Origin of the sequence: Bacillus sp. FSL R7-0646, assembly GCF_037969865.1 — a bacterium.
Classification (GTDB): Bacteria; Bacillota; Bacilli; order Bacillales; family Bacillaceae; genus Bacillus; species Bacillus licheniformis.
This window is the reverse complement of the sequence record NZ_CP150217.1, coordinates 1,523,711-1,546,765: the sequence shown is the minus strand read 5'-3', so window position 1 is coordinate 1,546,765 and position 23,055 is coordinate 1,523,711. Positions and strand designations below refer to the sequence as shown.

Annotated in this window: 23 protein-coding genes; 4 read left to right on the top strand and 19 right to left on the bottom strand. The window is 45.4% G+C overall.

The annotated features are described in order from the left end of the window. Nucleotides 1-10 precede the first annotated feature (10 nt). Nucleotides 11-772 (top strand): CAP domain-containing protein, encoded by a 762-nt coding sequence (locus MKY62_RS07930; protein ID WP_003181269.1) that lies wholly within the window; start codon nt 11-13, stop codon nt 770-772. Nucleotides 773-816: 44 nt separating this feature from the next. Here MKY62_RS07930 and MKY62_RS07925 read toward each other — a convergent pair whose 3' ends face one another. From MKY62_RS07925 to MKY62_RS07915, 3 genes are all read right to left on the bottom strand, one after another. After that, on the bottom strand, nt 817-1,689 hold the full coding sequence (locus tag MKY62_RS07925; RefSeq protein WP_003181267.1) for an NAD(P)-dependent oxidoreductase: 873 nt from the start codon (nt 1,687-1,689) through the stop codon (nt 817-819). A gap of 13 nt (nt 1,690-1,702) precedes the next feature. Continuing rightward, nucleotides 1,703-2,488 carry an SDR family oxidoreductase gene (locus MKY62_RS07920; protein WP_011197937.1) on the bottom strand — a complete coding sequence of 262 codons (786 nt, stop codon included), beginning with the start codon at nt 2,486-2,488 and terminating at the stop codon, nt 1,703-1,705. A 107-nt stretch (nt 2,489-2,595) separates the two neighbouring features. Continuing rightward, nucleotides 2,596-4,563 (bottom strand): methyl-accepting chemotaxis protein, encoded by a 1,968-nt coding sequence (locus MKY62_RS07915; RefSeq protein WP_009328596.1) that lies wholly within the window; start codon nt 4,561-4,563, stop codon nt 2,596-2,598. A 113-nt stretch (nt 4,564-4,676) separates the two neighbouring features. On the opposite strand from MKY62_RS07915, the gene MKY62_RS07910 reads away from it, so the two are divergent. Further along, nucleotides 4,677-5,345: a GNAT family N-acetyltransferase gene (locus tag MKY62_RS07910; RefSeq protein WP_003181256.1), complete on the top strand. Its 669-nt coding sequence runs from the start codon at nt 4,677-4,679 to the stop codon at nt 5,343-5,345. A gap of 43 nt (nt 5,346-5,388) precedes the next feature. Here MKY62_RS07910 and splB read toward each other — a convergent pair whose 3' ends face one another. From splB to MKY62_RS07870, 8 genes are all read right to left on the bottom strand, one after another. Next, the gene (gene splB, locus MKY62_RS07905) at nt 5,389-6,417 is read right to left on the bottom strand and encodes a spore photoproduct lyase (protein ID WP_009328597.1); all 1,029 of its coding nucleotides are present in this window, start codon (nt 6,415-6,417) and stop codon (nt 5,389-5,391) included. A gap of 73 nt (nt 6,418-6,490) precedes the next feature. Further along, entirely contained in the window at nt 6,491-6,724 is a 234-nt protein-coding gene (locus MKY62_RS07900) for a transcriptional regulator SplA domain-containing protein (protein ID WP_003181251.1), read from the bottom strand. Between the two features lie 119 nt (nt 6,725-6,843). Next, nucleotides 6,844-8,562 carry a phosphoenolpyruvate--protein phosphotransferase gene (ptsP, locus tag MKY62_RS07895; RefSeq protein WP_003181250.1) on the bottom strand — a complete coding sequence of 573 codons (1,719 nt, stop codon included), beginning with the start codon at nt 8,560-8,562 and terminating at the stop codon, nt 6,844-6,846. Continuing rightward, the gene (locus tag MKY62_RS07890) at nt 8,562-8,828 is read right to left on the bottom strand and encodes a phosphocarrier protein HPr (RefSeq protein ID WP_003181247.1); all 267 of its coding nucleotides are present in this window, start codon (nt 8,826-8,828) and stop codon (nt 8,562-8,564) included. Before MKY62_RS07890 ends, ptsP begins: the two co-directional genes overlap by 1 nt. Before the next feature lie 100 nt (nt 8,829-8,928). Beyond that, nucleotides 8,929-11,025, bottom strand: a complete 2,097-nt coding sequence (ptsG, locus tag MKY62_RS07885) for a glucose-specific PTS transporter subunit IIBC (RefSeq protein WP_003181245.1) — start codon at nt 11,023-11,025, stop codon at nt 8,929-8,931. 222 nt (nt 11,026-11,247) lie between these two features. After that, a complete protein-coding gene (locus MKY62_RS07880; protein WP_003181243.1) occupies nt 11,248-12,093 on the bottom strand; it encodes a transcription antiterminator in 846 nt (281 codons plus the stop codon). 132 nt (nt 12,094-12,225) lie between these two features. Further along, complete coding sequence (locus MKY62_RS07875; protein ID WP_011197935.1) at nt 12,226-13,197, bottom strand: LacI family DNA-binding transcriptional regulator; 972 nt, start codon at nt 13,195-13,197, stop codon at nt 12,226-12,228. 224 nt (nt 13,198-13,421) lie between these two features. Beyond that, nucleotides 13,422-14,147 carry an NPP1 family protein gene (locus MKY62_RS07870; RefSeq protein ID WP_009328598.1) on the bottom strand — a complete coding sequence of 242 codons (726 nt, stop codon included), beginning with the start codon at nt 14,145-14,147 and terminating at the stop codon, nt 13,422-13,424. A gap of 492 nt (nt 14,148-14,639) precedes the next feature. Here MKY62_RS07870 and MKY62_RS07865 point away from each other — a divergent pair, with 492 nt between their 5' ends. Beyond that, entirely contained in the window at nt 14,640-14,774 is a 135-nt protein-coding gene (locus tag MKY62_RS07865) for a hypothetical protein (protein ID WP_003181237.1), read from the top strand. Between the two features lie 64 nt (nt 14,775-14,838). Here the strand turns inward: MKY62_RS07865 and MKY62_RS07860 are convergent, their stop codons facing one another. The 6 genes from MKY62_RS07860 to MKY62_RS07835 all read right to left on the bottom strand — a co-directional run bounded on the left by MKY62_RS07860 (nt 14,839) and on the right by MKY62_RS07835 (nt 21,443). Next, nucleotides 14,839-15,933, bottom strand: a complete 1,095-nt coding sequence (locus tag MKY62_RS07860) for a Xaa-Pro peptidase family protein (RefSeq protein WP_003181235.1) — start codon at nt 15,931-15,933, stop codon at nt 14,839-14,841. Between the two features lie 202 nt (nt 15,934-16,135). Beyond that, on the bottom strand, nt 16,136-18,043 hold the full coding sequence (locus tag MKY62_RS07855) for a heavy metal translocating P-type ATPase (protein WP_009328599.1): 1,908 nt from the start codon (nt 18,041-18,043) through the stop codon (nt 16,136-16,138). A 254-nt stretch (nt 18,044-18,297) separates the two neighbouring features. Beyond that, on the bottom strand, nt 18,298-18,789 hold the full coding sequence (gene stoA / locus MKY62_RS07850; protein ID WP_009328600.1) for an endospore biogenesis thiol-disulfide oxidoreductase StoA: 492 nt from the start codon (nt 18,787-18,789) through the stop codon (nt 18,298-18,300). Between the two features lie 64 nt (nt 18,790-18,853). Continuing rightward, the gene (locus MKY62_RS07845) at nt 18,854-20,194 is read right to left on the bottom strand and encodes a polysaccharide biosynthesis protein (RefSeq protein WP_003181231.1); all 1,341 of its coding nucleotides are present in this window, start codon (nt 20,192-20,194) and stop codon (nt 18,854-18,856) included. Between the two features lie 189 nt (nt 20,195-20,383). Continuing rightward, the gene (locus tag MKY62_RS07840) at nt 20,384-20,995 is read right to left on the bottom strand and encodes a cell wall hydrolase (RefSeq protein ID WP_003181229.1); all 612 of its coding nucleotides are present in this window, start codon (nt 20,993-20,995) and stop codon (nt 20,384-20,386) included. A 229-nt stretch (nt 20,996-21,224) separates the two neighbouring features. After that, on the bottom strand, nt 21,225-21,443 hold the full coding sequence (locus MKY62_RS07835; protein WP_223307092.1) for a hypothetical protein: 219 nt from the start codon (nt 21,441-21,443) through the stop codon (nt 21,225-21,227). A 142-nt stretch (nt 21,444-21,585) separates the two neighbouring features. On the opposite strand from MKY62_RS07835, the gene MKY62_RS07830 reads away from it, so the two are divergent. Further along, entirely contained in the window at nt 21,586-21,774 is a 189-nt protein-coding gene (locus tag MKY62_RS07830) for a DUF2187 family protein (RefSeq protein ID WP_003181225.1), read from the top strand. Between the two features lie 62 nt (nt 21,775-21,836). On the opposite strand, the gene MKY62_RS07825 is transcribed toward MKY62_RS07830, so the two are convergent. Both MKY62_RS07825 and MKY62_RS07820 read right to left on the bottom strand, forming a co-directional pair. Then, nucleotides 21,837-22,007 (bottom strand): hypothetical protein, encoded by a 171-nt coding sequence (locus MKY62_RS07825; protein ID WP_003181224.1) that lies wholly within the window; start codon nt 22,005-22,007, stop codon nt 21,837-21,839. A gap of 122 nt (nt 22,008-22,129) precedes the next feature. Continuing rightward, on the bottom strand, nt 22,130-22,984 hold the full coding sequence (locus MKY62_RS07820; RefSeq protein ID WP_016886584.1) for a DUF1672 family protein: 855 nt from the start codon (nt 22,982-22,984) through the stop codon (nt 22,130-22,132). Nucleotides 22,985-23,055 lie beyond the last annotated feature (71 nt).

Sequence of the window (23,055 nt, the reverse complement as noted above, 5' to 3'; positions counted from 1 at the left end):
ATTACTGTTTATGAAAAAAGCTTTTCTTTTATCAGCAGCAGCTGCAGCAACGCTCTTCACATTCAGCGGCGTTCAGCACGCAGACGCTAAAGAGCAGCAGCAAGTACAAGTCAAAACCGTTCATTCCATAAATGTAACTGATCTCGCGGGCAAACTGAATATCCAAAACATGAACCAGCTTTCTAAAGCTGACCAAGAAAAAATTCAGTCCCTGCTTCATTCTTATATGAAACAAGCAACTCAACAGCCTAAAGCTTCTGCACCGAAGGCTTCTGCTCCTAAAGCTTCAAAGCCTGAAAGCACGCAGACTCAAAAACAGGAAGCTTCAAAGCCTGCGGCTTCAAAAGAGCAGACTTCACAGCAAAAGCAAAATACAGCGCCTGCATCTTCTTCTGTAAGCGCGTATGAAAAAGAAGTTGTTGAACTGACGAATGCAGAAAGAAAGAAACAAGGGCTAAAACCTCTTACATTGGATGAAAAGCTGAGCAAGGTTGCCCGCACGAAATCTCAAGATATGAAAGATAACAACTATTTTGATCACAACAGCCCGACTTACGGTTCTCCATTTGACATGATGAAGAAATTCGGCATCACATACCGCACTGCCGGAGAAAACATCGCAAAAGGCCAAAAAACGCCTCAAGAAGTCGTCAAAGCTTGGATGAACAGTGAAGGCCACAGAAAAAACATTATGAATCCTAACTTCACGCATATCGGTGTCGGATATGTGAAGGACGGCAACTACTGGACTCAGCAGTTCATCGGAAAATAAGAACCAGCAAAAAACCACTTGCATGCAGCAAGTGGTTTTTTTCGTTATTTGTATTCTGTCCAAAGCTTGTACAGACTTTGGGTGCCGCTGTTTTCTTCGCCTTTTTCAACAAGGGTGTCGTAAAGGCTTTTCGCAAGCTCGAGCCCCGGCATTTTCTCGCCCATCAGCTCCGCCTCTTCAAGCGCGATGCCCATGTCTTTAACAAAGTGTTTGACGTAAAAACCCGGTTCAAAGTCGCCTTTCAGCATTCTAGGCGCTAGATTTGAGAGCGACCAGCTTCCCGCAGCGCCGGTCGTAATGCTTTTCAGCACGTTGTCGGGATCGAGTCCGGATTTTTCGGCGTAGGCCATCGCTTCTGCGACGCCGATCATCCCTGCGGCAATCGCAATCTGGTTGCACATTTTCGTATGCTGGCCGCTTCCGGCCGGCCCCTGATACTGGATGTTTTCACCCATGATCGAAAAGAGCGGGTAGCATTCATCATAAGCTTTCCGTTCTCCTCCGACCATGATAGCGAGCGTGCCGTTCCTCGCGCCGACGTCCCCGCCTGAAACCGGAGCATCCAAAGCGTAAAGTCCTTTCTCTTTTGCGGCAGTCTCGATTTGTTTGGCAAGCGAAGGTTTGGAAGTCGTCATATCGATAAGGTAGGAACCTTTTTTGGCATTTTCAATAATGCCTTCGCTTCCAAAGTAAACCTCTTCAACGTCTTTTGGGTAGCCGACCATTGTGATGATCACATCAGACGACTGCGCCAGTGCTTTGACGGATGATTTCCATTCCGCCCCTTTTTCCACGAGGCTGTCCGCTTTGTGTTTCGTTCTCGTATAGGCGCTGACGGGATAGCCCGCGGCTAAAATGTGCGAGGCCATGCTGTTTCCCATTACACCGAGTCCGATAAATCCGACCGTTTTTTTCATGGTCTCATCCCCCTTAAATTGCTTTTACCATTCCGCCGTCGATCAGCAGCGTTTGTCCAGTCATATATGTATTGCACTCTGATAAAAGAAAGCTTGCATACTGTGCAAAGTCGTCAGGTTTTCCGTAGGAGCCGAGCGGAATTTCTTTCTCATAGCTTTCTTTCACCTGCTGCTCGGAAAGGCCTGTTTTCTCGGCTTTCAGCCGATCAAGCTCTGCCACGCGGTCCGTCGCGATTCTTCCGGGGGCGAGCGTGTTGATCAAAATGCGGTGTTCGGCCAACTCTTCGGCAATCGATTTTGTCAGACCGACGATTCCCATTCGAAACGTGTTGGAAAGCAGCAAGCCCGGAATCGGCTGTTTGACTGATGATGAAGCGATATTAACGATGCGTCCCCCATCCTTTTTGAGATATGGAAAAGCTTCGCGGATTAAACGGACATAGCTGAGCAGATGCAATTCAAATGATGAGGTCCAGTCATCGTCTGTCAGATCAAGCAGGCTGCCGCCCTTCGGTCCTCCGACATTGTTGACAAGCATATCGATCGTTCCAAATGTGTCAGCGGTCTTTTGAACGAGCGCTTTGATCCCGTCGGCGTCTGCAAGATCGCATACTTGATAAGAGACGGTGCCGCCGCCGAGTCCGTTCAGCTCTTCCGCGGCTTTTTTCAAGTCCGCTTCGTGTCTCCCGGACAGCATGACATTTGCCCCTTCTTTCGCAATGGCTTTGGCGATCGCATTGCCAAGTCCTTTGCTGCTTGCAGCCACAAGCGCTGTTTTGCCATTCATCTTTAAGTCCACAATGATCACTCCCTTCCTTCTTATAGTGTAACACGTATATTCTGAAAATTGGGATTGTGAATGTTGAAAAAGGAGAAGTCCCTCTTTCAACAAGAGGGACCTCTTTATTACACGTTAAACTTATTGATCGCATTTAATAATTCTTGGTTGGCCTCGCTCAGCGCTTCAGCCGATTTTGCGATGCTTTCCAGCGCTGTCAGCTGCTCGTTGGCCGAAGCGCTGACCTCTTCCGCAGCCGCGGCAGACTGCTGGGAAATGGCTGAAATGCTCTGAATCGAATCGGACATTTTTTGCTGCTCTCCGCTCATATCCGAGATTTCAGAATAAATGTGGTCAATTGAGTTGACGAGCGCCTGCATTTCAGCAGTAATTTTGCTGAGCGCTTCACCTGTTTCGTGAATCATTCCATTTTGCACTTCATTCATCTTGCTTGCTTCTGTCATCGCTGAAACGGCTTCTTTCGTTTCCATCTGAATCTGTTTGACCGTTTCACTGATGTGCTGTGAAGAAACCGCCGATTGTTCAGCAAGCTTTCTCACCTCTTCTGCAACTACCGCAAAACCGCGTCCGCTTTCTCCGGCACGGGCCGCTTCAATGCTGGCGTTCAGAGCAAGCAGGTTTGTCTGATCAGAGATCGCCGAGATGGCTGTAACAACGTCTTCAATGTTTTTCGTTTTTTCTTCAAGCTGGAATAGCATATGTTCCACTTTCTTTGTCTCCGAGTTTGCTTCATTTGACTTTGCAAGCAGCTGCCCGAGGGCATCGATTCCTGTATAGCTTGCTTCTTCTGATGTTCTCGAAAGTTTCTTGATGCTGTCGGCATGATGTTCGATTTCTTTAATTTTGACAGACAGCCGTTCGGATTGTTCATTGACATTTTCGACCTCAGCCGCCTGTTCAGTCGCGCCTGTCGCCACTTCTTCGATTGCTTTGGCGATTTCATCGCTCGCAGAAACCGTCTCTTCTGAAACAGCGCTTAATTGATCGGTCGTATCCGATACTTTTCCGGACGATGATCTGACTTGCACAATCATTTCTTTCATATGTTCGACCATCTTGTTAAAGTCTTTTGTCAATATACCGATTTCATCTTTTGAGGCAGCTGCTGTTTGGACCGTCAAATCGCCGCCAGCGACTGCTTTTGTTTTGGCAATCAGCTGCTTAATCGGGCCTGTGATCGTTTTGGCAAGGAAATAGCTTAAAATGATCGCCGCTGCCAGAGCAATGATTGAAACGATAATGACCATTTTGTTCATTTCCTGCGCGACCCACATCAGCTTCGCCGTGTCGAACTGCGTACCGACTTTCCAGCCCGTACCGCCGACAGTCTGATAAGCGATCACAGTATCTTTGCCTACTTTGATTCCGTCTTTTGATGACGGGATGTCCCGATATGTTTTATCATTCGATATATCGTCGCCCTGTTTTGACGGGTGGGCGAGCATTGTCCCGTTTTGGTCCAAAATAAATGCGTAGCCGTCATAAGGCATCTTTTGATTTTCGATAATTTTGTTCAATGAATTCAATGACAAGTCTATACTGACAACGCCTTCAACTTTATTATTGACGACGATGGCTTTTGCCGCAGTAACTGTCATATCTCCGGAAACCGCATCTTTGTAAGGTTCCGTCCAAACGACTTTGTCGGGTGTTTTTGCAGCTGACGTATACCATGGCCTTTCAGCCGGATTATAATCATCATCAAAGGTCGTTTTCGGAAATGTAAACATTTCCTTCTTTTTTGTGCCGATATAAGCTAAATTGACATACTCATTTTTTTCTTTTAATTGTTTTAATTCATCATTGACGATTTTTATAATTTTATTATCCCCGTCTTTTAAGAATGAGTGAGCCATTTCTCCATCACTTATACGATTCAAAGAAATCTCGTAGTGTTCTAATTGAAGCTCAATATTTCTTTTAATTGAACCGAGGAGGCTGGACGTTGATTCTTTTGCCTCATCTTCAAGCATCGATTTCAACAAATGTGTTGTCGAGAACTGTAGGACGATAACCGTCAAAACCAGCAGGACGGCAACAAATCCGGCAATTTTGACATGCAGTTTTTTAAACAAATGAAACCCTCCTTTACATGCACCTTCATATTCTTTTTATCGGCAAAAATTTCGCAAAATTAAGATAGCCTGTTAAAATAACGGTATAATGGAGGAAATAGCAAAAGGAGTGATTGGCGATCTATAAACAGTTTTACGTCGATAACGGCACTTCTTATCAGCAGGTGGACATCCGCAATTACAGCAAAAAAGATATTCCCGGTTTGATTGCTCTCCAAAGAGAATGCTTTCCGCCTCCGTTTCCGGAAGACCTTCTGTGGAATGAAGAGCAGCTCCATTCCCATATTGAACGATTTCCCGATGGAGCGCTTTGCGCAGTTTCCGAAGGCCGCATCATCGGTTCGATGACAGCGCTCATGGCTGATTTTGATCCGCATCATCCGCACCACAGCTGGGATGAAGTGACGGACAACGGGTATATCGGCACACATCAAAACGATGGAAACTCCCTTTATGTCGTCGATATTTCCGTGTCCCCCGACTATCGAAAACTCGGCATCGGAATGCGGCTGATGCAATCCATGTATGAACTGACGGTCTTTAAAGGGCTCAAGCGTCTCATTGGCGGCGGACGGATTCCCCATTATCACAAGTCGGCTGAAGAAATGACGCCCGAACAGTATGTTCAAGCTGTATTGGACGGGGAAAAGCGCGATCCAGTGCTCTCGTTCCTGCTTCATTGCGGACGCTCTCCAGTTTGTGTGATTCCCGGCTACATTGAAGATGAGGAATCGCTTGATTATGCGGTGTTAATGGAGTGGAAAAATCCTTTTTTAACATAATGTTTTCAAAACAAAAAACAGAGCTTTATCAACTAAAGCTCTGTTATGTGAAATATTCGATTTTTGCTTCGGGAAAATAGTTGTCGATATACGATTCAAGGGCGCTGCGAAGCTCTGCTTCTTCATCCTTCTGATAAATGTATTTGCCAATCCCGTATCTGCCCCATTTATAGCGCCGTTTTTCTTCATCCAGTTCGAGCTTTGTCTTTGGATAGTTTTTTTCAATGACTCTCTTTGCCGGCTTCGTGAATCTATGCTGGATCATTTCAAAGGTGATGTCGCGCCTCGCATGCTGCGGCAGCGCACGATCGAGCTTTTCCAGCAGAACTCTGTAGCCTTCCTGCCAGCCGTCATGAATATAAATCGGAGCGATGATAAAACCGAGCGGATAGCCCGCTTCCGCTACTTTCACGGCGGCTTCGATCCGTTTATCCAACGGGGATGTGCCGGGTTCAAAGCTTTTAATGACATATTCGGCATTCACGCTGAAGCGGAAGCGCGTTTTTCCGTTGTGCTTGGCATCGAGCAAATGGTCGACATGATGAAATTTTGTCACGAAACGCAGCTTACCATGGTCGGTTTGACCGAAATGCTCAATGGCGCGTTTTAACGTATGTGTCAAATGGTCAATTCCGACGATATCGGATGTGCAGGAAGCTTCAAACCGCGTATCTTCGGGAGCCCTTTCTTTTATATATTGATCCGCCTGCTCAAGTATTTCCTCCACATTGACGTACGTTCTGATATACGGCTTGCTGCCCATTGTCGTTTGCAGGTAGCAGTAATGACAGTGACCCATACACCCTGTTGCAAACGGGATCGCGTATTCTGCGGACGGTTTTGACGAATCGAACTTCAATGTTTTTCTGACGCCGATCACCAAAGTGGATTTCGCATTTCTGTATTTTTGCAGGTGGCCTTCCCCCGGGATATTCCTCACCTGGTTGTGTGAAGTTGTTTCCCTGATCTCAAGTCCCATGTTTGAAAATTTATCCCTCAGCTCTTTTCCAAGCGGATATTCCAGGGCTCTCGGTTCAATATAGACGAGTTGGGGAACAAACGGTTTTACCATTGGAAACAGACACATCCTTTGCATATTTCCATTACTTTTTGCATTTAGAGGATGTGATATACCGGTAATGTCTTCATATCCCGTCAAATAATTCACGGTAAAGCCGTTCCGCCTCTTCATATGAAGAAAAAACGGCATCATCTTCGGCAAAGGCGTGATATGTATCATACATAAACAATGCCAGTTCGCCTTCGTGAAGCGGATGATCAACGACTTCAGCTTCCTTTATATGCGCCACATTCGCTGCATGCGGATTCCGGTAAATGACATACACCTCATCTCCCAGTTTGAATGGCTGCCTAGGCATATCAGAATCCCCCTTTCTAACAATTGGTCACATGTATTATCTCCGCCGCAGCCGGGATCATTCAGATAAACAAAAAACCCGGACGGGCATTGGTGATGCCGGTCCGGATTTTCAATTGCTTATGCCAGGTTGAAGGTTTCTTTTACGAATTGTACAACCTCTTCTGTTGTGCTCATAGACAGAATTTGCTCTTTGAACGATTCTGTCTCTTTTTTAGAAAGCTTGCTGATTTGCGTTCTTGCCGGCAGGATTGACGTCGCACTCATTGAGAACTCGTCCAATCCAAGACCCAGCAGGATCGGGATCGCAATTTCATCTCCCGCCATTTCGCCGCACATGCCGACCCATTTTCCTTCTTTATGAGCCGCTTCAATGACAAGCGTGATCAGGCGGAGAATCGCAGGATTGTATGGCTGGTAAAGATAAGATACCCGCTCATTCATCCGGTCAGCAGCCATCGTGTATTGAATCAGGTCATTCGTTCCGATGCTGAAGAAATCGACTTCTTTAGCAAATTGATCAGCGATGACCGCTGTTGAAGGGATTTCAACCATCATACCGACTTCAATGTCGTCGGAAACTTGTTGGCCTTCAGCTTTCAGCTTTTCTTTTTCTTCTAAAAGAATCGCTTTCGCTGCTTTAAATTCGTTTACAGTCGCGATCATAGGGAACATAATTTTTAAGTTTCCATATGTACTTGCCCGAAGCAGCGCACGAAGCTGCGTTCTGAAAATCTCTTGCTCATCAAGGCAAAGACGGATCGCTCTGTATCCTAAGAAAGGATTCATTTCTTTTGGCAGTTCTAAATATGGAAGCTCTTTGTCTCCGCCGATATCAAGAGTACGAACGACAACGGATTTGCCTTCCATACGCTCAAGAACGGTTTTATAGGCATCAAATTGCTCCTCTTCTGTCGGAAGCTGGTCTCTGCCCATGTAAAGGAACTCAGTTCGGTAAAGGCCGACTGCTTCTCCTCCATTTTCCAAAACGCCTTTTACATCATCAGGTGTACCGATATTAGCGGCAAGTTCCACGTGATGGCCGTCGCTCGTTACAGTCGGTTCGTTGACAAGCTTTGCCCATTCGGCTTTTTGCGCCAGGAAGGCTTGATGCTTTTCTTCGTATTCGCTGATTGTTTCCTGGGAAGGATCAACGATGACATCGCCATTGATGCCGTCAACGATAACTGTTACGCCGTTTTGGATGCCTTTCGTTGCCGCTTTTGTGCCGACAACGGCCGGAATTTCAAGCGAGCGCGCCATGATGGCAGAGTGGGACGTCCGTCCGCCGATATCTGTTGTAAACCCTTTTACAAAGTTGCGGTTTAATTGCGCTGTATCAGACGGTGTCAAGTCTTCGGCCACGATGATGACTTCTTCGGAAATCAGGCTCGGATTCGGAATCTCAACGCCGAGAAGATGCCCTGTGACACGCTTGGTGACATCGCGGATGTCCGCGGCGCGTTCTTTCATATATTCATTGTCCATCGACTCGAACATGGTGACGAACATGTCGGCCGTTTCTTTTAAAGCGAATTCCGCATTGACAGAATCAGATTTGATTTTGTCTTTAATCGGGTTTAACAGTTCAGGATCGCTTAATACTAACAAATGTGCAGAAAAGATTTCCGCTTTATCTTCGCCAAGCTCTTTCAAAGCATGGTTTTTAATGGTTTCAAGCTCTTTCTTAGAACGCTCGATGGCGTCTTCAAAACGATTTACTTCCGCATCAGAATCAGAGATGTTTTTCTTTTCAACCGTTAGATCAGGCTCCTCAAGCCGATATGCTTTTGCAATCGCAATACCGGCTGAAGCGCCTATTCCTTTTAATTCAAGCATTATTCGCCTAAACCTTCGCTTTTCATTGTTTCTTCAAGTGCGGAAAGAGCATCATTTTCATCAGCGCCGGAAGCAGAAATCGTGATTTCAGCACCTTTGGCAATACCTAGTGACATAACGCCCATAATAGATTTAAGGTTTACTGTTTTTCCGTTATATTCCAAATTAATATCTGCATCATATTTGCTTGCTGTTTGTACAAGAACAGTCGCTGGACGAGCGTGGATTCCAGAATCTGCAGTTACTTTAAACGTTTTTTGTGCCATTTTTTATCAATCTCCTTTTAATTTAAAGCTTTGAGTACATTCACAATATTATATCATACAGCCGTACATGTCATCTGACAAGTACGGCCATTTTGTGAATTTATTTTTCGATGCGGACGATGTCGTCCTGTGTCAGGCTGACATTGCCTTCTGCCTGCAAGCTCACGCTTTCTCCTTCTTGAAGGTTCGTGAACACGATCGGCGTCATCAGGGAAGGTACATTGTCCTTCACTTTTTCAATGTCGACTTCAAGCAGTTTCTGGCCAGGCTCAACCCTGTCACCTTCAGAAACAAATGAAGTGAAGCCTTCTCCTTTCAGACTGACTGTGTCGATTCCAAAGTGGATCAGAATTTCTCTGCCGCCGTCAGACTGCAGACCGATCGCATGCTTTGTCGGGAACACGTTCAGCACTTTCCCTCTTACAGGTGACACAACTGTGCCTTCTGCAGGAAGAATCGCAAATCCGTCACCCATCATTTTTCCGGAGAATACTTGGTCCGGAACATCTGCAATCGGATGAAGTTCACCCGCAAGCGGTGAAACGAATACTTCTTCACCTGATTCGTTTTGAAGAGGCTCAACCATAGCTTCTTCGATTTGCTGCTCCACTTCCTCGGCAGCGTTCGGCGCTTTTTCAGGACGAGGCGTCCGGCCTGACATAATGTCTTGCATTTGTGATTTTAAATTGTCGGATCTTGGTCCGAATATCGCTTGGATGTTATTGCCGACTTCCAGCACGCCGGAAGCGCCGAGTTTTTTCAAGCGCTCTTTGTCAACTTTCTTCTGATCGTTGACTGTTACGCGAAGTCTTGTGATACAAGCGTCAAGGTGCTTGATATTTTCCTGGTCACCCATCGCTTCAAGAATTTGATAAGGAAGATCTCCTGCTGCTTCTTTGCCTTCATCAGCGGGTTCTGCAGCTGCATCTTCGCGTCCAGGCGTTTTCAAGTTGAACTTGCGGATGGCAAATCTGAATCCGAAGTAGTAGATGACAGCCAGGACTAAACCGACAGGAATGACAAGCCACCAAGCTGTACGGTTCGGCAGAATTCCGAACAGGAAGTAGTCGATCAAACCGCCGGAGAACGTCATCCCGATCTTAACATTCAAGATGTCCATCATCATGAATGACAGGCCGGCAAACACACAGTGAATCGCAAACAGAATCGGTGCGACGAACAGGAATGAGAATTCGATCGGCTCAGTGATCCCTGTTAAGAATGATGTTAAGGCTGCTGACCCCATAATACCGGCAACAAGCTTTTTGTTCTGCGGTTTTGCTTCATGATAAATGGCAAGCGCTGCCGCAGGAAGACCGAACATCATGAACGGATACTTACCGGTCATAAATGTACCCGCTGTCAATTCGACGCCGTCTTTGATTTGCGCCATGAAAATTCTTTGGTCACCGCGGACAATTTCTCCCGCCTGGTTCGTATAGCTGAAGAACTCATACCAGAACGGCGAGTAGAAAATATGGTGCAGACCGAACGGAATCAGAGCCCGCTCAATCATTCCGAAGATGAGAGCTGCGACCGCTTCATTGGCTGCAAGCAGGTTCGTTGAAAAGCTGTTCAGTGCGCCTTGAATTGGCGGCCAGATAAACAGCATAACAAGTCCCAGCAGCAATGCACAAATAGATGTAATAATCGGAACAAAGCGCTTTCCGGCAAAGAATCCTAAATATTGCGGAAGCTCGATTGTGTAGAATCGATTGTACATGGCTGCGGCCAGGACACCGACAATAATACCCCCGAATACTCCCGTTGCCAATGTCGGTATCCCGAGCATTGTCGTGTATTCCGGATGGTTTTGAGTAAAGAACTGTGCTCTTTCAACTGCATCGCTTGGAATTGAACCGTTTTGAAGGAGCACTGCACTCATCGTGACATTCATAACAAGATATCCGATAATAGCAGCGATTCCGGCAACGCCGTCGCCGTTAGCCAAACCGATGGCAACCCCGACAGCGAAAAGGAGCGCCAAGTTGGTGAACACAACGTCACCTGAACTTTCCATCACTTTCGCAACAAGCTGAACGGTGCTGTTCGTTAAGAATGGTGCGACTTTTGTCATCTGCGGATTTTGCATGGCATTACCAAGCGCGAGCAGAATCCCTGCAGCCGGCAGGATGGCAACAGGGAGCATCAGCGCTCGTCCAATTTTTTGCAGAACGCCAAATAGCGATTTAAACATTTTTTAACCCCCTCTAAGAATAGTTTGACCTTACAGCAAAAATTCATGACAACTTCGTTCAAAAGACTGCTTTTTCATCTGAATAAACCGTTTACATTTCGCCTTTAGAACGACAAAAAAGGCATGGTGAAAGCGGGTACACTAAGAAACAAAAGACAGCGTCTTCATTTCTCCCCTTTTTTCACTCATGCCTGATCGAATCAGTAACACGTTATAAAGGCGTTATGAAATTTTATTAGTCAAACGGTACAAATGCAATGTCAAATAAACGGCTTCTGCCTCATGAACCGGTTTCTTGAGCGCTTGCTGCAAGATCTTGATCATCTTCCAAGCAGTATTGTAACACAGCGGATATTCCGTTTTCAACAACAACATTAATTTTTCCGGTTCCTGAATCGGCTCGTCCCGTTTTATCCTGTCAATCGTAAAGCGCAAGTGCCTGATCAGCCGCAAATAGTTCACGCTTTCCCTGTTGACTTGCATCTGGAATGAATCTTCGATGACCTGGACAAGCCTGGAGATCAGTTGTGAATGCTGATTGACTTCAGAAAGCGGGCGGTTTGTCATCGCACTGTGGATATGAAGCGCGATGAACCCGATTTCACCTTCAGGCAGCTGAATGTCGGATTTTTCATTAATCATATCGACGGCTTCCTTGGCGACTTCGTATTCCTTCGGATAAAGCGATTCCGTCTCAAGCAAAAACGGATTTTTCATATCAAATCCCTTTTCTAGACGCTTAACTGCAAATGCGATATGGTCCGTCAGGGCGACATGAATGTGTTCGTTCAGCGGCTGGCCGATTTTTTGCGCGATATGGTAGATGACATCATTGGCGATATCAACCATTTTTTCATCGACATAAGTGAGGAGCTTCTTATACTGCGATTGTTCCTTATCATTTTCCAGGATAAACATTTTTTCGTAGTTCTCATGTTCGATAAGATCTCCGCGTTTTTTACCAAAACCGATTCCTTTGCCAATCAAGACAACTTCTCTGTAATCATCATGGAGAGCGATTAAAACGTTGTTGTTGAGTACCTTTTCAACGGTAAAGGATCTGTTCACGATCCTCAGCTCCTTTTTGTCATCAATCTCTCATATCGTACAAAACTCATGAAAGCGCGTCAATTTATTTTGACGTTTTTGATGAAAAATGTCGAATTTTGATCACTGTCTGGAAAAAGATTGATGTTTTGATTACACAGTCGCCCTTTTGATCAGCTTGTAAGGAACAGTCAGTTTTTCCGGCCCGGCGCCGCCGATTCTTTTTTGCAGAAGGCGAAACGCGCGCTTCCCCATTTCCTTTATATTGATTTCAATTGTTGAAATGCCGAGCACTTCGCTGATCGGCTGGTTGTCACAGCTTAAAATAGCGAGGCTTCCGGGAATATCCACTTGATGCCGCTGCGCTTCAAGAAAAATACCGGCTGATACTTGGTCGTTTGCGACAAAAACAGCCGTCGGCTTCTCCTCCATCCCTTTCCATTCGGAGAACAGTTTTTGCCCGTCGGTAATTGTCAGCGACCGCTCAAATACCCACTCTTCCCGGTAAGGCTCCCCGATCGCGGCCAAAGCTTCCTTGTATGCCTTGAGGCGAAAATGGCTGTTCATGCCGTTTTTCCTTGCCAAACCAATCGCGATCTTTGTGTGCCCTTTTTCAATTAAAAAATCCAATCCAAGTCTGAATGCTTCTTTATGCGGAATGCTGACCGTTGCAAAGTGCTGCTCGCCTGAGTCCTGGCACAGGATGAACGGGCCGGTTTCACGCCAGTCCAAAAGCGCTTCATCGGACATCGCTTTTGAACAGAAAATCAGGCCGTCCACCTGTCTTTGTTTCAGCTGCTCCAATGCAAAAATTTCTTTTTCCAATTGATAATTTGTTTGGTAAAGCGAAAAGTGAACGCCTTCCTTCGCAGCTTCTTCAGCGATTCCTTCCAGCAGCTCGCCGAAATAAGGAAGGCTGATGGTCGGCAGCACAACGCCTATCATGTTGGAAAAGCCTTTGGATAAATGAACGGCATGCATATTCCTTGCATATTCGAGGCGTTCAATCGTCTCAAGAACTTTTTGACGCTTTTCTTCTTTGACATACGGGTGGCCGTTGAGAACCCTCGAAACAGTGGTGATGGAAACCCCTGCCGCTTCAGCTATTTCCCTGATATTTGCCATTCGTTTCCCTTCTTTCATTCAAATCTTTTCGCACATCCGGATCATTTCATCATAAAGAAATTATATCGCTTTGAGCCGTAGATTTTGATCCTTTTGGCCATTTTTTCGGGATTCTATTGATATGAAGAAAACAGCGAAGAAGATTTCGGAGGAGGTACAAGGCGGCGAAAAAAATCGGCTGATATGAAAATATTTCACAATCAGCCGGATACTCGAAATATTTTTTATCTAAACCATGCTTTTCCTAGGTTATTCGTGAAATTGTGATCATTGAAAGGAACGTTTGCGCTTCCGAAATCCGTTGTGTTCAATGCGTTTCTTGCGGCAGGCGTCAAATCTTCCCACCCGATGAGAGGCTGGGTGCCGCCCTTTGCACTGTCCACATATAGGCTGTGGTTGATCGGCGGTTGAGGAGCATCATAGCGGATCTTCGGATGATCGCCTTCCATAATATTGTTGTTTGGCGCTGTTTTTTGAAATTTACCGTGTTGAGAATAAGCGATGGAAAGCACTTTTGGATTTTGATTTGCCGGATTGTCGATCCATACGACGATACCTTCCCAATCATGTCGATGGCCGAATGCTTTTAAAGGCAGAGGTGAATCTTTAGGAAAATACCATGCATACATAATCGCCCAAACTCCATTATACCATGCGGATCGTGAGTACACTTGTCCCACGCTTTTGCTGCAGTGGCCTTCGGGCGCTCCGGTAGGCTCCAGACCTCCGCTTGTGTTGCCTTGTGCGTCAACTGCCGGAAAAGGCACGCAGCCGCTCGCAACCTTCAAATAAGGCTGAAAACGTTTGGCCGCTTTTTGGGAAACCGTCACAGGGGTCACTTCGCTGAAGCCTTGCACTTTGTCATGATCAATGACTTTCGCCTCAGCTGCCGGTACTACACTGACAAAAGCAAACATCGACATAAACAGTACAAACCCTAATTTTTTCACTCTTTCTAGCTTCCTTTCAGAGGTAATGGATGGCTTCAAATCATTAGAAAAATCCTTAATGCTTATTTGTTTTAGGGGTGATTCCGCAATCGTTGCGGAGACTGAAATATCTGGATGCGAGATGAAAAGATTTTGTCTAAAACAGTAATTTATCAGTGTTTTTCCCGTGTAATCCCCCCTTTCTTCTGAGCTAAGTATACAAATTTTTCACATGAGAATAATGATGCAATCCGATTATCTTTTGATCAAACTAAATCACCAAAACAAAAGCAAAAAGGCGTCATAGATTCATTCATCAAACGATCATCACAGGACTTTTTTGGCAGCATGCAGCCCCAATAAACTCAAGCGATGGTCCAAAATATTCCAGAACCCTTTGGCATCAGAAGTTTCTTTTATTGATTTAGGGCTTGATATGGAAAGCGTTTCATAATTTAGAATGAAGACAGCACCGGTGCTGAACACGTTTACATTCCAGAAAGGAGAAGGAAAATGGGCATCTTCATTCTGATCCTATTATGTATCGTTATCGTGCTGTCTTCAAAAGCAGCGATGAAACCCCTCAAAGAAAAACACGAAATCAAACCATTCCGTTCCTTTGACGATTTCTTCATTTCAAAGGATTGACGGTGAGATGAAAAGATTCACTTCCGTAATAAAATAGAACCCGCGCACGGCGGGTTCCATTTTTTTATGAAATGACAGTCAGCTCTTTTGGATACTTTGTCAGCGCTTCTGCTCCATCGGCTGTAACAAGTACATCATCCTCGATGCGAACGCCTCCGATTTCCGGCACATAGATGCCGGGTTCAATCGTGTATACCATGCCTTGTTTCAAAAGTTCGTCATTATTATGGCTCATGGACGGGTATTCATGAGGCGAAATCCCGAGCCCGTGCCCGAGGCGGTGCGGAAAGTAATCGCCGTAGCCCGCTTTTTCGATGATGCCGCGCGCTTTTAAATCAAGATCGCCGATTCTCACACCGGGTTTGCTCATCTTAAGCGCCTCCGTTTCGGCTTGAAGCACCGTATTATATATTTCTTTTTGTTTTTCGCTCACATTTTGATACACGAGCGTCCTTGTAATATCAGAGCAGTATCCGTCAATGATTACACCTAAATCAAAGAGGACGAAATCGCCCGGCTTGAGCGTCCGGCTGCCGGGGTTTCCGTGCGGCTGTCCCGATTTTTCTCCAAAAAGGACCATTGTGGAAAACGACATCCCCTGGACTCCTTTTTTCTTCAGCTCATACTCGATTTTAGCGACGACATCGATTTCCGCTATCCCCTCTTTTAATGCGGCGGCTCCTGCTTCGACCCCGTAATCGGCAAGCTTGGCCGCTTCGCGGAGGATGCTGATTTCTTTTTCGTCTTTGATGACGCGGATTTGGTTCAGCCTTTCTTCTGCAGAGACAAGCTCCGCACCGTTTGTGACCGCCTGCAGCATTTCGGCGCGCGAAAGAGCAAGCGTTTCTTTTTCAACCGCCACTTTTAAACATTGGCCGTTTCGCTTTTGAAGCGCTGAGGATATGAGTTCCCAAGGGTTTTGATGATCCCCGTATCCGATGATCTCATACGCCCAGCCGGCTGCTCTCGCCTGACCGGCCTCCATTTGCGGACAAACAAAAAACGGCTCTTCATCTTGAAAAATAAAAACGCCCATCAGCCGTTCATGCGGTTCTGTATAAAAGCCGGTAAGATAAAATACGTTTTCTTTTGAATGAATAAAAGCCGAAGATATGTTTTTTTCTTTCAGCCAGGAAGAGATTTGTTCAATTCTTTCCATGCTCTGTTCACTCCTTGAGACAGTTTCCGTACCATACATGTAAAATGTAAAAGCATCACATCCATTGTATCAGTTTTTCCCGTCTCTTGCTCACCGCTTATGTATTGTGGGGGTGCCGCCCGCTTCTATTATTGCCGCCTCTTCCTCAAACTGCCCTCTGATGTGAAAAACGGCTGCCGTTAGCATGCAGCCGTTTCTTTGCTTAGGATTTCAGCAGTCTGAGACCGTTTAAAATCACAAGCAGCGTGCTGCCTTCATGCCCGATGACACCGAGCGGCAGATCAAGAATTTGAAGAAAGTTGCTGCAGATTAAAAGACAGATCACAGCAAGCGAGAAAATGACGTTTTGTTTAATGATCGTATTCATTTTCCGGGAGAGCCGAATCATTTTGGTCAGTCCTGTCAATTCGTTTTTCATTAAAACGACGTCAGCCGTTTCCAGTGCGACATCTGTTCCTCCCCCCATTGCGATCCCCACATCAGCGGCGGCTAGGGCCGGTGCATCATTGATTCCGTCTCCCACCATAACGATTGTTCCGTATGTTTTTTTCAGCTTTTTCGCTTCCTCTACTTTTCTGTCAGGAAGGCATTCTGAAACGACGATTTTCAAGCCCGCTTCTCGTGCGATGGCCGCTGCGGTTTCAGGCTGGTCCCCTGTCAGCATCGCCGTCTGAACGCCAAGCGCGTTCAGCTCTTCGACCACCGCTTTTGCTTCCGGTCTGATTTGGTCTTTTAATGCAAAACACCCCGCGATTTTTTCGCCTTTTTTCATGAACACAATTGTTTTTCCCTGCTTGGCAAGCTCCTGAACAGCCGCCGTGAGAAATTGCCCGGCTGCCTCTTCCCCGACAAATCCGGCTTTGCCGATCAGCCATGTCTCTCCATTGTATCGAGCCTGAACGCCAAACCCTGACGTCTCCTCAATCGACACATTCGCGGCCGGCTTGATGCCTTTTGCTTCTGCATACTCGACAATCGCTTTGGCAAGCGGATGGCCTGACTGCTTCTCAATCGCAGCAGCAGCCTCCAAGCATTCGCGCTCCTCGATATCTGCAGCTAAAAGCATATCCTCCACGCCGGGCTTTCCGTTCGTAATCGTTCCCGTTTTATCCAATGCAACGATTTTGCTGTTGCCAAGCTTTTCAAGAAAGACGCTGCCTTTGACAAGCAGGCCGTTTCTTGCGCCATTTGATATCAGCGACAGCGCGGCAGGCATGATTGAAGCGACAAGGGCGCACGGCGAAGCGACGACCATGAACACCATCGCTCTGTAAAATGTCTCGCTCCAGCTCCAGCCAAGCAAAAAATGCGGCAGAAAGAGCAGCAGTCCGACAGCAAGCAAAACCCCTTTAACGTAAATATTTTCAAATCGCTCAATGAACGCCTGCGACGGTGAAACGCTGTTTTGCGCAGACTCAACGAGCCGAATGATCTTTTTGAACAACGAATCTTCATTTGCCTTTGTGACACGGACCGTGAGCGATCCGCTCAAATTGACCGTACCCGCAAAAACCGCGTCTCCGAGTGTTTTTTCGGCTGGGATGGATTCGCCCGTTAGAGCCGATTCGTCGATACTCGTTTTTCCGGTTTCGATTTCTCCGTCTGCCGCAATGCGTTCTCCAGGCTTCACAAGAATGAGGTCGCCCGCCTGAAGATCGGCTGCCGCCACGGTTCTTGTTCCTTCTTTTTCAAGCAAAACGGCTTCCTCCGGCTCCAATTTCATCAGTGAAGTCAAATCGCGTTTGCTTTTATTTAATGTATACGTTTCAAGCGCTCCGCTGAGAGAAAAGATAAAAATTAACACGGCCCCTTCAGCCCAGTAGCCGATCAGCGCAGACCCGACCGCCGCAAAAATCATCAAGAGTTCAACATTCAGCGTTTTTTCCGACAGCGTTTCTTGTATACCTTCTTTCGCTTTAGCAAAGCCGCCGATACAAAAAGCTAAAATAAACAGAACAACGGACAATGTTTCATTGCCGGACAACAGCCAGCCTGCAAGAATCAACAAACCCGACAAAAGCGCAGCTATCAATTCCCCGTGCTGCCTCCAATTTTCAAATTGCAACGTGTGACGGTTTTGCTGCGATTGCTTCCCGATCTCTAATTGCATCTCCAATATCCTCCCTAATTGAGAATGTAATTCATCGTCAATTTCCTTCTTAAAAAACAAATTGCCGCCTCATCGGCAGCATAAACATTAAGTATTTTATTTATATAAAGGGTATGACTGCTACTTGTCCATTGGACACACCCTTTTCTATTTCTCATTATAGCACGACATCCTACGTTTTCAAATAATAATTATTATAATTTCTTTATGATATTAATTATCATTTACATTTTAAAAAAAGCTGAACTCCCGGCTCAGCTTTTCCCTGCCCATTCCTTCATCTGTTCTACAGTAATGGGGCCGACAAACGTTTTCTCCAGCTCTCCTTTTTCATTAAAGAAAAAAGTCGTAGGAATTGTCATGACTTTATATGCTTTCATCATCTCACCCTTTTTGTCAAAAACGATCGGAAATGTCAGCTTGTTTGCTTTAATAAACTGTTTTACCTTCTGTTCGTTCTTTTCGGCATTCAGTAAATTAACGGTCACGAGCTTGACGCCGGATTGCTTGCTTTCATAGTAGGATTGGAATCGCGGAAGCTCTTCACGGCATGGCGGGCACCAGGTCGTCCAAAAATGAACGATCGTCTTCTGGCCTTCGGCGGGAATGACGACGCGCTGACCTTCGACCGTGTTCATCTGCATGACTGCCGGCGAAGCTTGTTTTGCAGATGCCTGCGGCTGAAATACGAATAACCCGGTAAAAAACAGCAGGATGAGCGGGTAAATGAGACTGATTCTTCGCATGGGAACTCCCCTTCTTTTTTAATATTAGCTTCCCCGCAAAAGCTAAAACTATGAAGAGGATCCATCAGCGGCTTTCAATTCTCGGAGATCGGGATTTGTTTGTCAAAAAAAGCGTGACGCCCAGCTCCTTGCAAATCGTCACATAATGCAGCGCCGTCAGCAAAATCATACCGGTATTCATCGCAAGAATGATCCCCGTCATCTGCAAAGTCTGCATGGACCCGAGAACATACATCATCAAAAACGATAAGACACTGGCCCAAACGTTATGATAAAAAGCATCTTTGGCCAACCCCATTCCGATTAAACAGGCCTGAAAAGGCATCGCAAAAAAGTGGAATAAAAAATACGGCCACAACATTTTAAGGTAAAACGACGCCTTGACCGAATCGAAAAATAAATGGGTCAGCGGCTCTGCAAAGTGATACATCACCATGACGGACGGTATGCCGTAAAACAGCGTAATAAAGATCGCCTGTTTAATCCGTTTGATCACTCTTTCGTATTGCCCGTAAGCGTAGCTTTCAGAAATGCTCGGGATCATGACGACCATCAGTGAATGGGCGATAAAAGCCGGAAAAAAGCCGATTGTCATCGCAACTCCCGAAAGCATGCCGAACTGGTCGATGGCCGATGTTCTTGATACGCCAGCGGCAAGCAGCGTCCCCTTCACCAAAAAAGGTTCGACGGCATTTGTCACAGCATGAAACACGCGCAGCCCCGTCGTCGGGATCGAAACAGTGAGCAGGCGTTTTAAAACATCGTTTCTCCGCAAGTGGATCTGCTGCCCTTTTTGAGCGGCACGCCTGACCAAAACAAACTGCGAAAACAAATAAACAAACACGACCACTTCACTTGCAACGAGGACAAACAATGAAATGAGAAGAGAAGTATCCAATTCAAAGGAATACCATTGAAAAAATAAAAACAAGCCGATGAGCTGAAAGATTTTTTTCAAGGCATTCGCCGTTGCGATTTTACCCATTTGCTGAACGCCCATGAAGTAGCCTCTCGCGATCGATGTGAATGCAACCGTAGGAATCATCCCGATCACAAGTCCTCTGATTAGAGGGTGGTAAGAATCAAAAACCGGAATAAATGGAAGAATGATCACTGCGGCTGCCGTGGAGAAAACCGTGCAGACCGCAGTCATCCGCAATGCATGTTTCAGCATGCTTTCGTGCAGCTTCGGGTTGGACTCGGCGATAAACTTCGATATTGATACGGGCAGCTCAAGGCTCGCAATCACCACGACCAAAAAAATGGAAGGCAAAACACTCATGTAGAGCCCCATGCCATGCTCGCCAAGCTCCCGTGCAAGAATCATGTTGATGACGAATTCAAGACATTCTGCAAAAAAAGCAGCTAGCGAAAGAAGAACGATTCCTTTTACAAAACGGTTCATGAGGTCTCTCCTTGTCTCACGGGTTTATCCCATCATATGAGACAAGTCTAAAAATTATTTTCTTTTTAATTGAAAATTGATTTTCATAAAGTATCAAAAATAAATTTTTTCTTGGGCTGTGAAAGATGATAATGCGTAAGAAAGAATCGCACAAAAAAAGCAGCCAAGGCGAATGGCCCTGACTGCTTTCTAGATCGCAAAGACATGATTGCCGATGCGCTTCACGACTTTTCTCGTTTTAATCCAGTCATCAGAAGCGATGTCGGGATTATAGAAAAATAAAGCTTCTGTTTCTTTTTTATTTTGATCTACCGCTTCTTCCACAGCTTCCACTGATTCGCGGTCTGCTTTTTTCTCGATGCTGCCGTTTAGAACGGGCTCAAAAGCGTTTCTTTGATAGATCACGCTTTTTACGCTGTCAGGAAATCGGCTGTCTTTCACCCGATTCAGGACGACATTGGCGACAGCCACTTTTCCTTCAAATGACTCGCCTTTCGCTTCGGCGTGTACAAGCCTTGATAAAAGATCTTTTTCTTTATGTGTAAGATCAGTCGTCTCTTCTTCAGCTTCTTCTATTTCCTCCTCCTCTTCAGCTGACAGATGCGCGGCTTCAATGAAGCTTTTCTCATCTGTCAATTGGGAAAAAGCAGGATTTTCTTCTTGTTTAAGGCTTTCCATCAGCCGTTCCATTTCCTGTTTATCTTTTTTCGAGAACAACATGACAGCTTGAGCATGCTCGATTCTTGCCGCCGGCAGCATGCAGATTAAAAACGCAGCTAGAGCAGCAAATTTCGATTTCATTTCCTTCCTCCTTGTCAAATCTTCATCGAAAAAAACATATGTTTTACAGTAACAAGACGATTCGCCGATTTCATTGCCAAAATGTTGGCATGACTTCCATCAAACCGTTCGGCTGTCACATTATTGCAGACAGCCGGCGGATTTCATGCAAAAAACACCAAAATCTCCAGAAACATATGGCTTCACACAAATAAAAAAAGCTTTCTCAGCCTGTCTGAGAAAGCTTTTTTCAGCTTCTTGCCTCTTTCATATATTGAAATATAATATCTCCGCCATGCTGGGCAATGCCGCGAAAATGCTTAAAATCTTCCTGCTTTGTTAAGATGGCTCTGAAAGAAAGAAAATCCTCTTTTTTCACACGGAGCTCATGAATGCTCCCTGACCTTAATTGCTCGATCTGATCGATGGCATTTTGCTCTGTCAACTTTTCTCTCCCCTTTTCTCTCATCATCTTTAACTAATTAACTATATCATTAAGTCACACCGGGTACAACAATAGTGATGCCGCTTCCCAAATCGCTTTACTTCTCCAAGAAAATATTGCAAAATACTTTCAATAGGTTAATTTACTTTAAAGGAGAGGAAGTCACTTGAAAATTGCAAAAGTCGGGAACGTCATCGAATTTAAAAACGGACTCACCGGAATCGTAGAAAAAGTAAACGAAAACTCTGTGATCGTCGATGTCACGATTATGGAAAACTACAGAGACTTGGAACTGGACTCCTTAACCGTCGTCAATCATAAAAACTATAAAATTATTAAAGACTCCCTGCATTAATCAGCCGCCCTTCACAGCAAAAAATTCACGATTTCCACGAAGCTTTATTTCCACAAGTTTTTCTACAAAAGGAAAACCGCCTGCCACCTTGGTCCGGCGGTTTTTTCCTCTGTCCCCTGCATCATCCCGAAGAAGTTTGATATGTTCAGGATGTCTTTTGAAGCATCGCACAGCGCCTTAATCGATTTTTGATTGGACAGCTGAAAAAACGGCGACTGTGCGAAATGAAACACCCGAACGGTTCCCCAGGACATTATTTTTCAAAATAGATGATGAAATCTCCACTTTTTCTTTCCCGCTCATATCCATACAGAAAATTGATCGGTTTCCAATCTCTTTATCGGTTAGGAAGACCTTATCGGCCAAGCGTGCTTTTTCTTGAATTATATCCTAGGTTTTTGTTGATTCTATTGTCACTCAAGTAAATGGTGTAAGTCCCCGGGGCCAGCTCTTCCATGTCCTCGATATCCTGGACAACTTGATTATAAATGCGCTCGTCCGGTCTTGTATTTGGTTTATTCATATATAACCGTATATTGATATCACATGATTTTGGGGTGATTTCTTCATCTTCCAATTTCTCTTGCCAGTCTTTTTTGCTTCTTTTTGGGTTTTCTAAATAGGCTGAATAAAGGTCATCCTTCCAATCAGCATTTAAAGAAACAGCATAATAAGGCGTCTGATATCCCATACCGCTTGTGTTATCAACGGCTGCCTGCGTTTTACCTACAACCGGCTCTTCTTCTGCCAGCTTCTCTAAATAGTAATCTAGAGCGGCAAATTCGTCTTCAAAAGCCAACGCATATATCGCGCTTGTAATCGAGTCTTTTACGTCCCACTCCGATGAGCTGATCGCGTCAGCCTGCACCTCTTTCTTGTCCAAATCAATTTCAATTTTTGCGCTTGTGTAGAAATGCAAGTTTCCGACTGATTCGGCATACACAGTAACAAACCCATGCCCTCCGACAATGTTATGGACTTTTACCTTCGTTCTATATTGATCCAAAAAATAATCTTTTACCGTTTTTTCAACTTCATCTCGATGCGCTTCTGCGATCTCAGCGGTTTCCTTCTGATAACCTCTACTATGAATATGAAAATCCTGTCCTGTGTAATCTTGGACGCTGATTTCAGCTTCCCCGCTCTTCTGACATCCGCCTATAAATAAAAGTAAACCAATTCCAAGTGCTGCTGCTTTTTTATATTTCAAAAATGTATCCTCCAGTTCATACTGCATGCCCTTATACGATTTTATTGCATTCCGCTCCATGTTTGCTGATT

Bases quoted from the DNA above. Each gene is read 5' to 3' on its own strand.
- MKY62_RS07930 (WP_003181269.1), top strand. From the start codon at position 11: ATGAAAAAAGCTTTTCTTTTATCAGCAGCAGCTGCAGCAACGCTCTTC.
- MKY62_RS07925 (WP_003181267.1), bottom strand. From the start codon at position 1,689: ATGAAAAAAACGGTCGGATTTATCGGACTCGGTGTAATGGGAAACAGC.
- splB (WP_009328597.1), bottom strand. From the start codon at position 6,417: ATGGTAAAACCGTTTGTTCCCCAACTCGTCTATATTGAACCGAGAGCC.
- MKY62_RS07900 (WP_003181251.1), bottom strand. From the start codon at position 6,724: ATGCCTAGGCAGCCATTCAAACTGGGAGATGAGGTGTATGTCATTTAC.
- ptsP (WP_003181250.1), bottom strand. From the start codon at position 8,562: ATGCTTGAATTAAAAGGAATAGGCGCTTCAGCCGGTATTGCGATTGCA.
- MKY62_RS07890 (WP_003181247.1), bottom strand. From the start codon at position 8,828: ATGGCACAAAAAACGTTTAAAGTAACTGCAGATTCTGGAATCCACGCT.
- ptsG (WP_003181245.1), bottom strand. From the start codon at position 11,025: ATGTTTAAATCGCTATTTGGCGTTCTGCAAAAAATTGGACGAGCGCTG.
- MKY62_RS07875 (WP_011197935.1), bottom strand. From the start codon at position 13,197: ATGGCAAATATCAGGGAAATAGCTGAAGCGGCAGGGGTTTCCATCACC.
- MKY62_RS07865 (WP_003181237.1), top strand. From the start codon at position 14,640: ATGGGCATCTTCATTCTGATCCTATTATGTATCGTTATCGTGCTGTCT.
- MKY62_RS07860 (WP_003181235.1), bottom strand. From the start codon at position 15,933: ATGGAAAGAATTGAACAAATCTCTTCCTGGCTGAAAGAAAAAAACATA.
- MKY62_RS07855 (WP_009328599.1), bottom strand. From the start codon at position 18,043: ATGCAATTAGAGATCGGGAAGCAATCGCAGCAAAACCGTCACACGTTG.
- stoA (WP_009328600.1), bottom strand. From the start codon at position 18,789: ATGCGAAGAATCAGTCTCATTTACCCGCTCATCCTGCTGTTTTTTACC.
- MKY62_RS07845 (WP_003181231.1), bottom strand. From the start codon at position 20,194: ATGAACCGTTTTGTAAAAGGAATCGTTCTTCTTTCGCTAGCTGCTTTT.
- MKY62_RS07840 (WP_003181229.1), bottom strand. From the start codon at position 20,995: ATGAAATCGAAATTTGCTGCTCTAGCTGCGTTTTTAATCTGCATGCTG.
- MKY62_RS07835 (WP_223307092.1), bottom strand. From the start codon at position 21,443: ATGAGAGAAAAGGGGAGAGAAAAGTTGACAGAGCAAAATGCCATCGAT.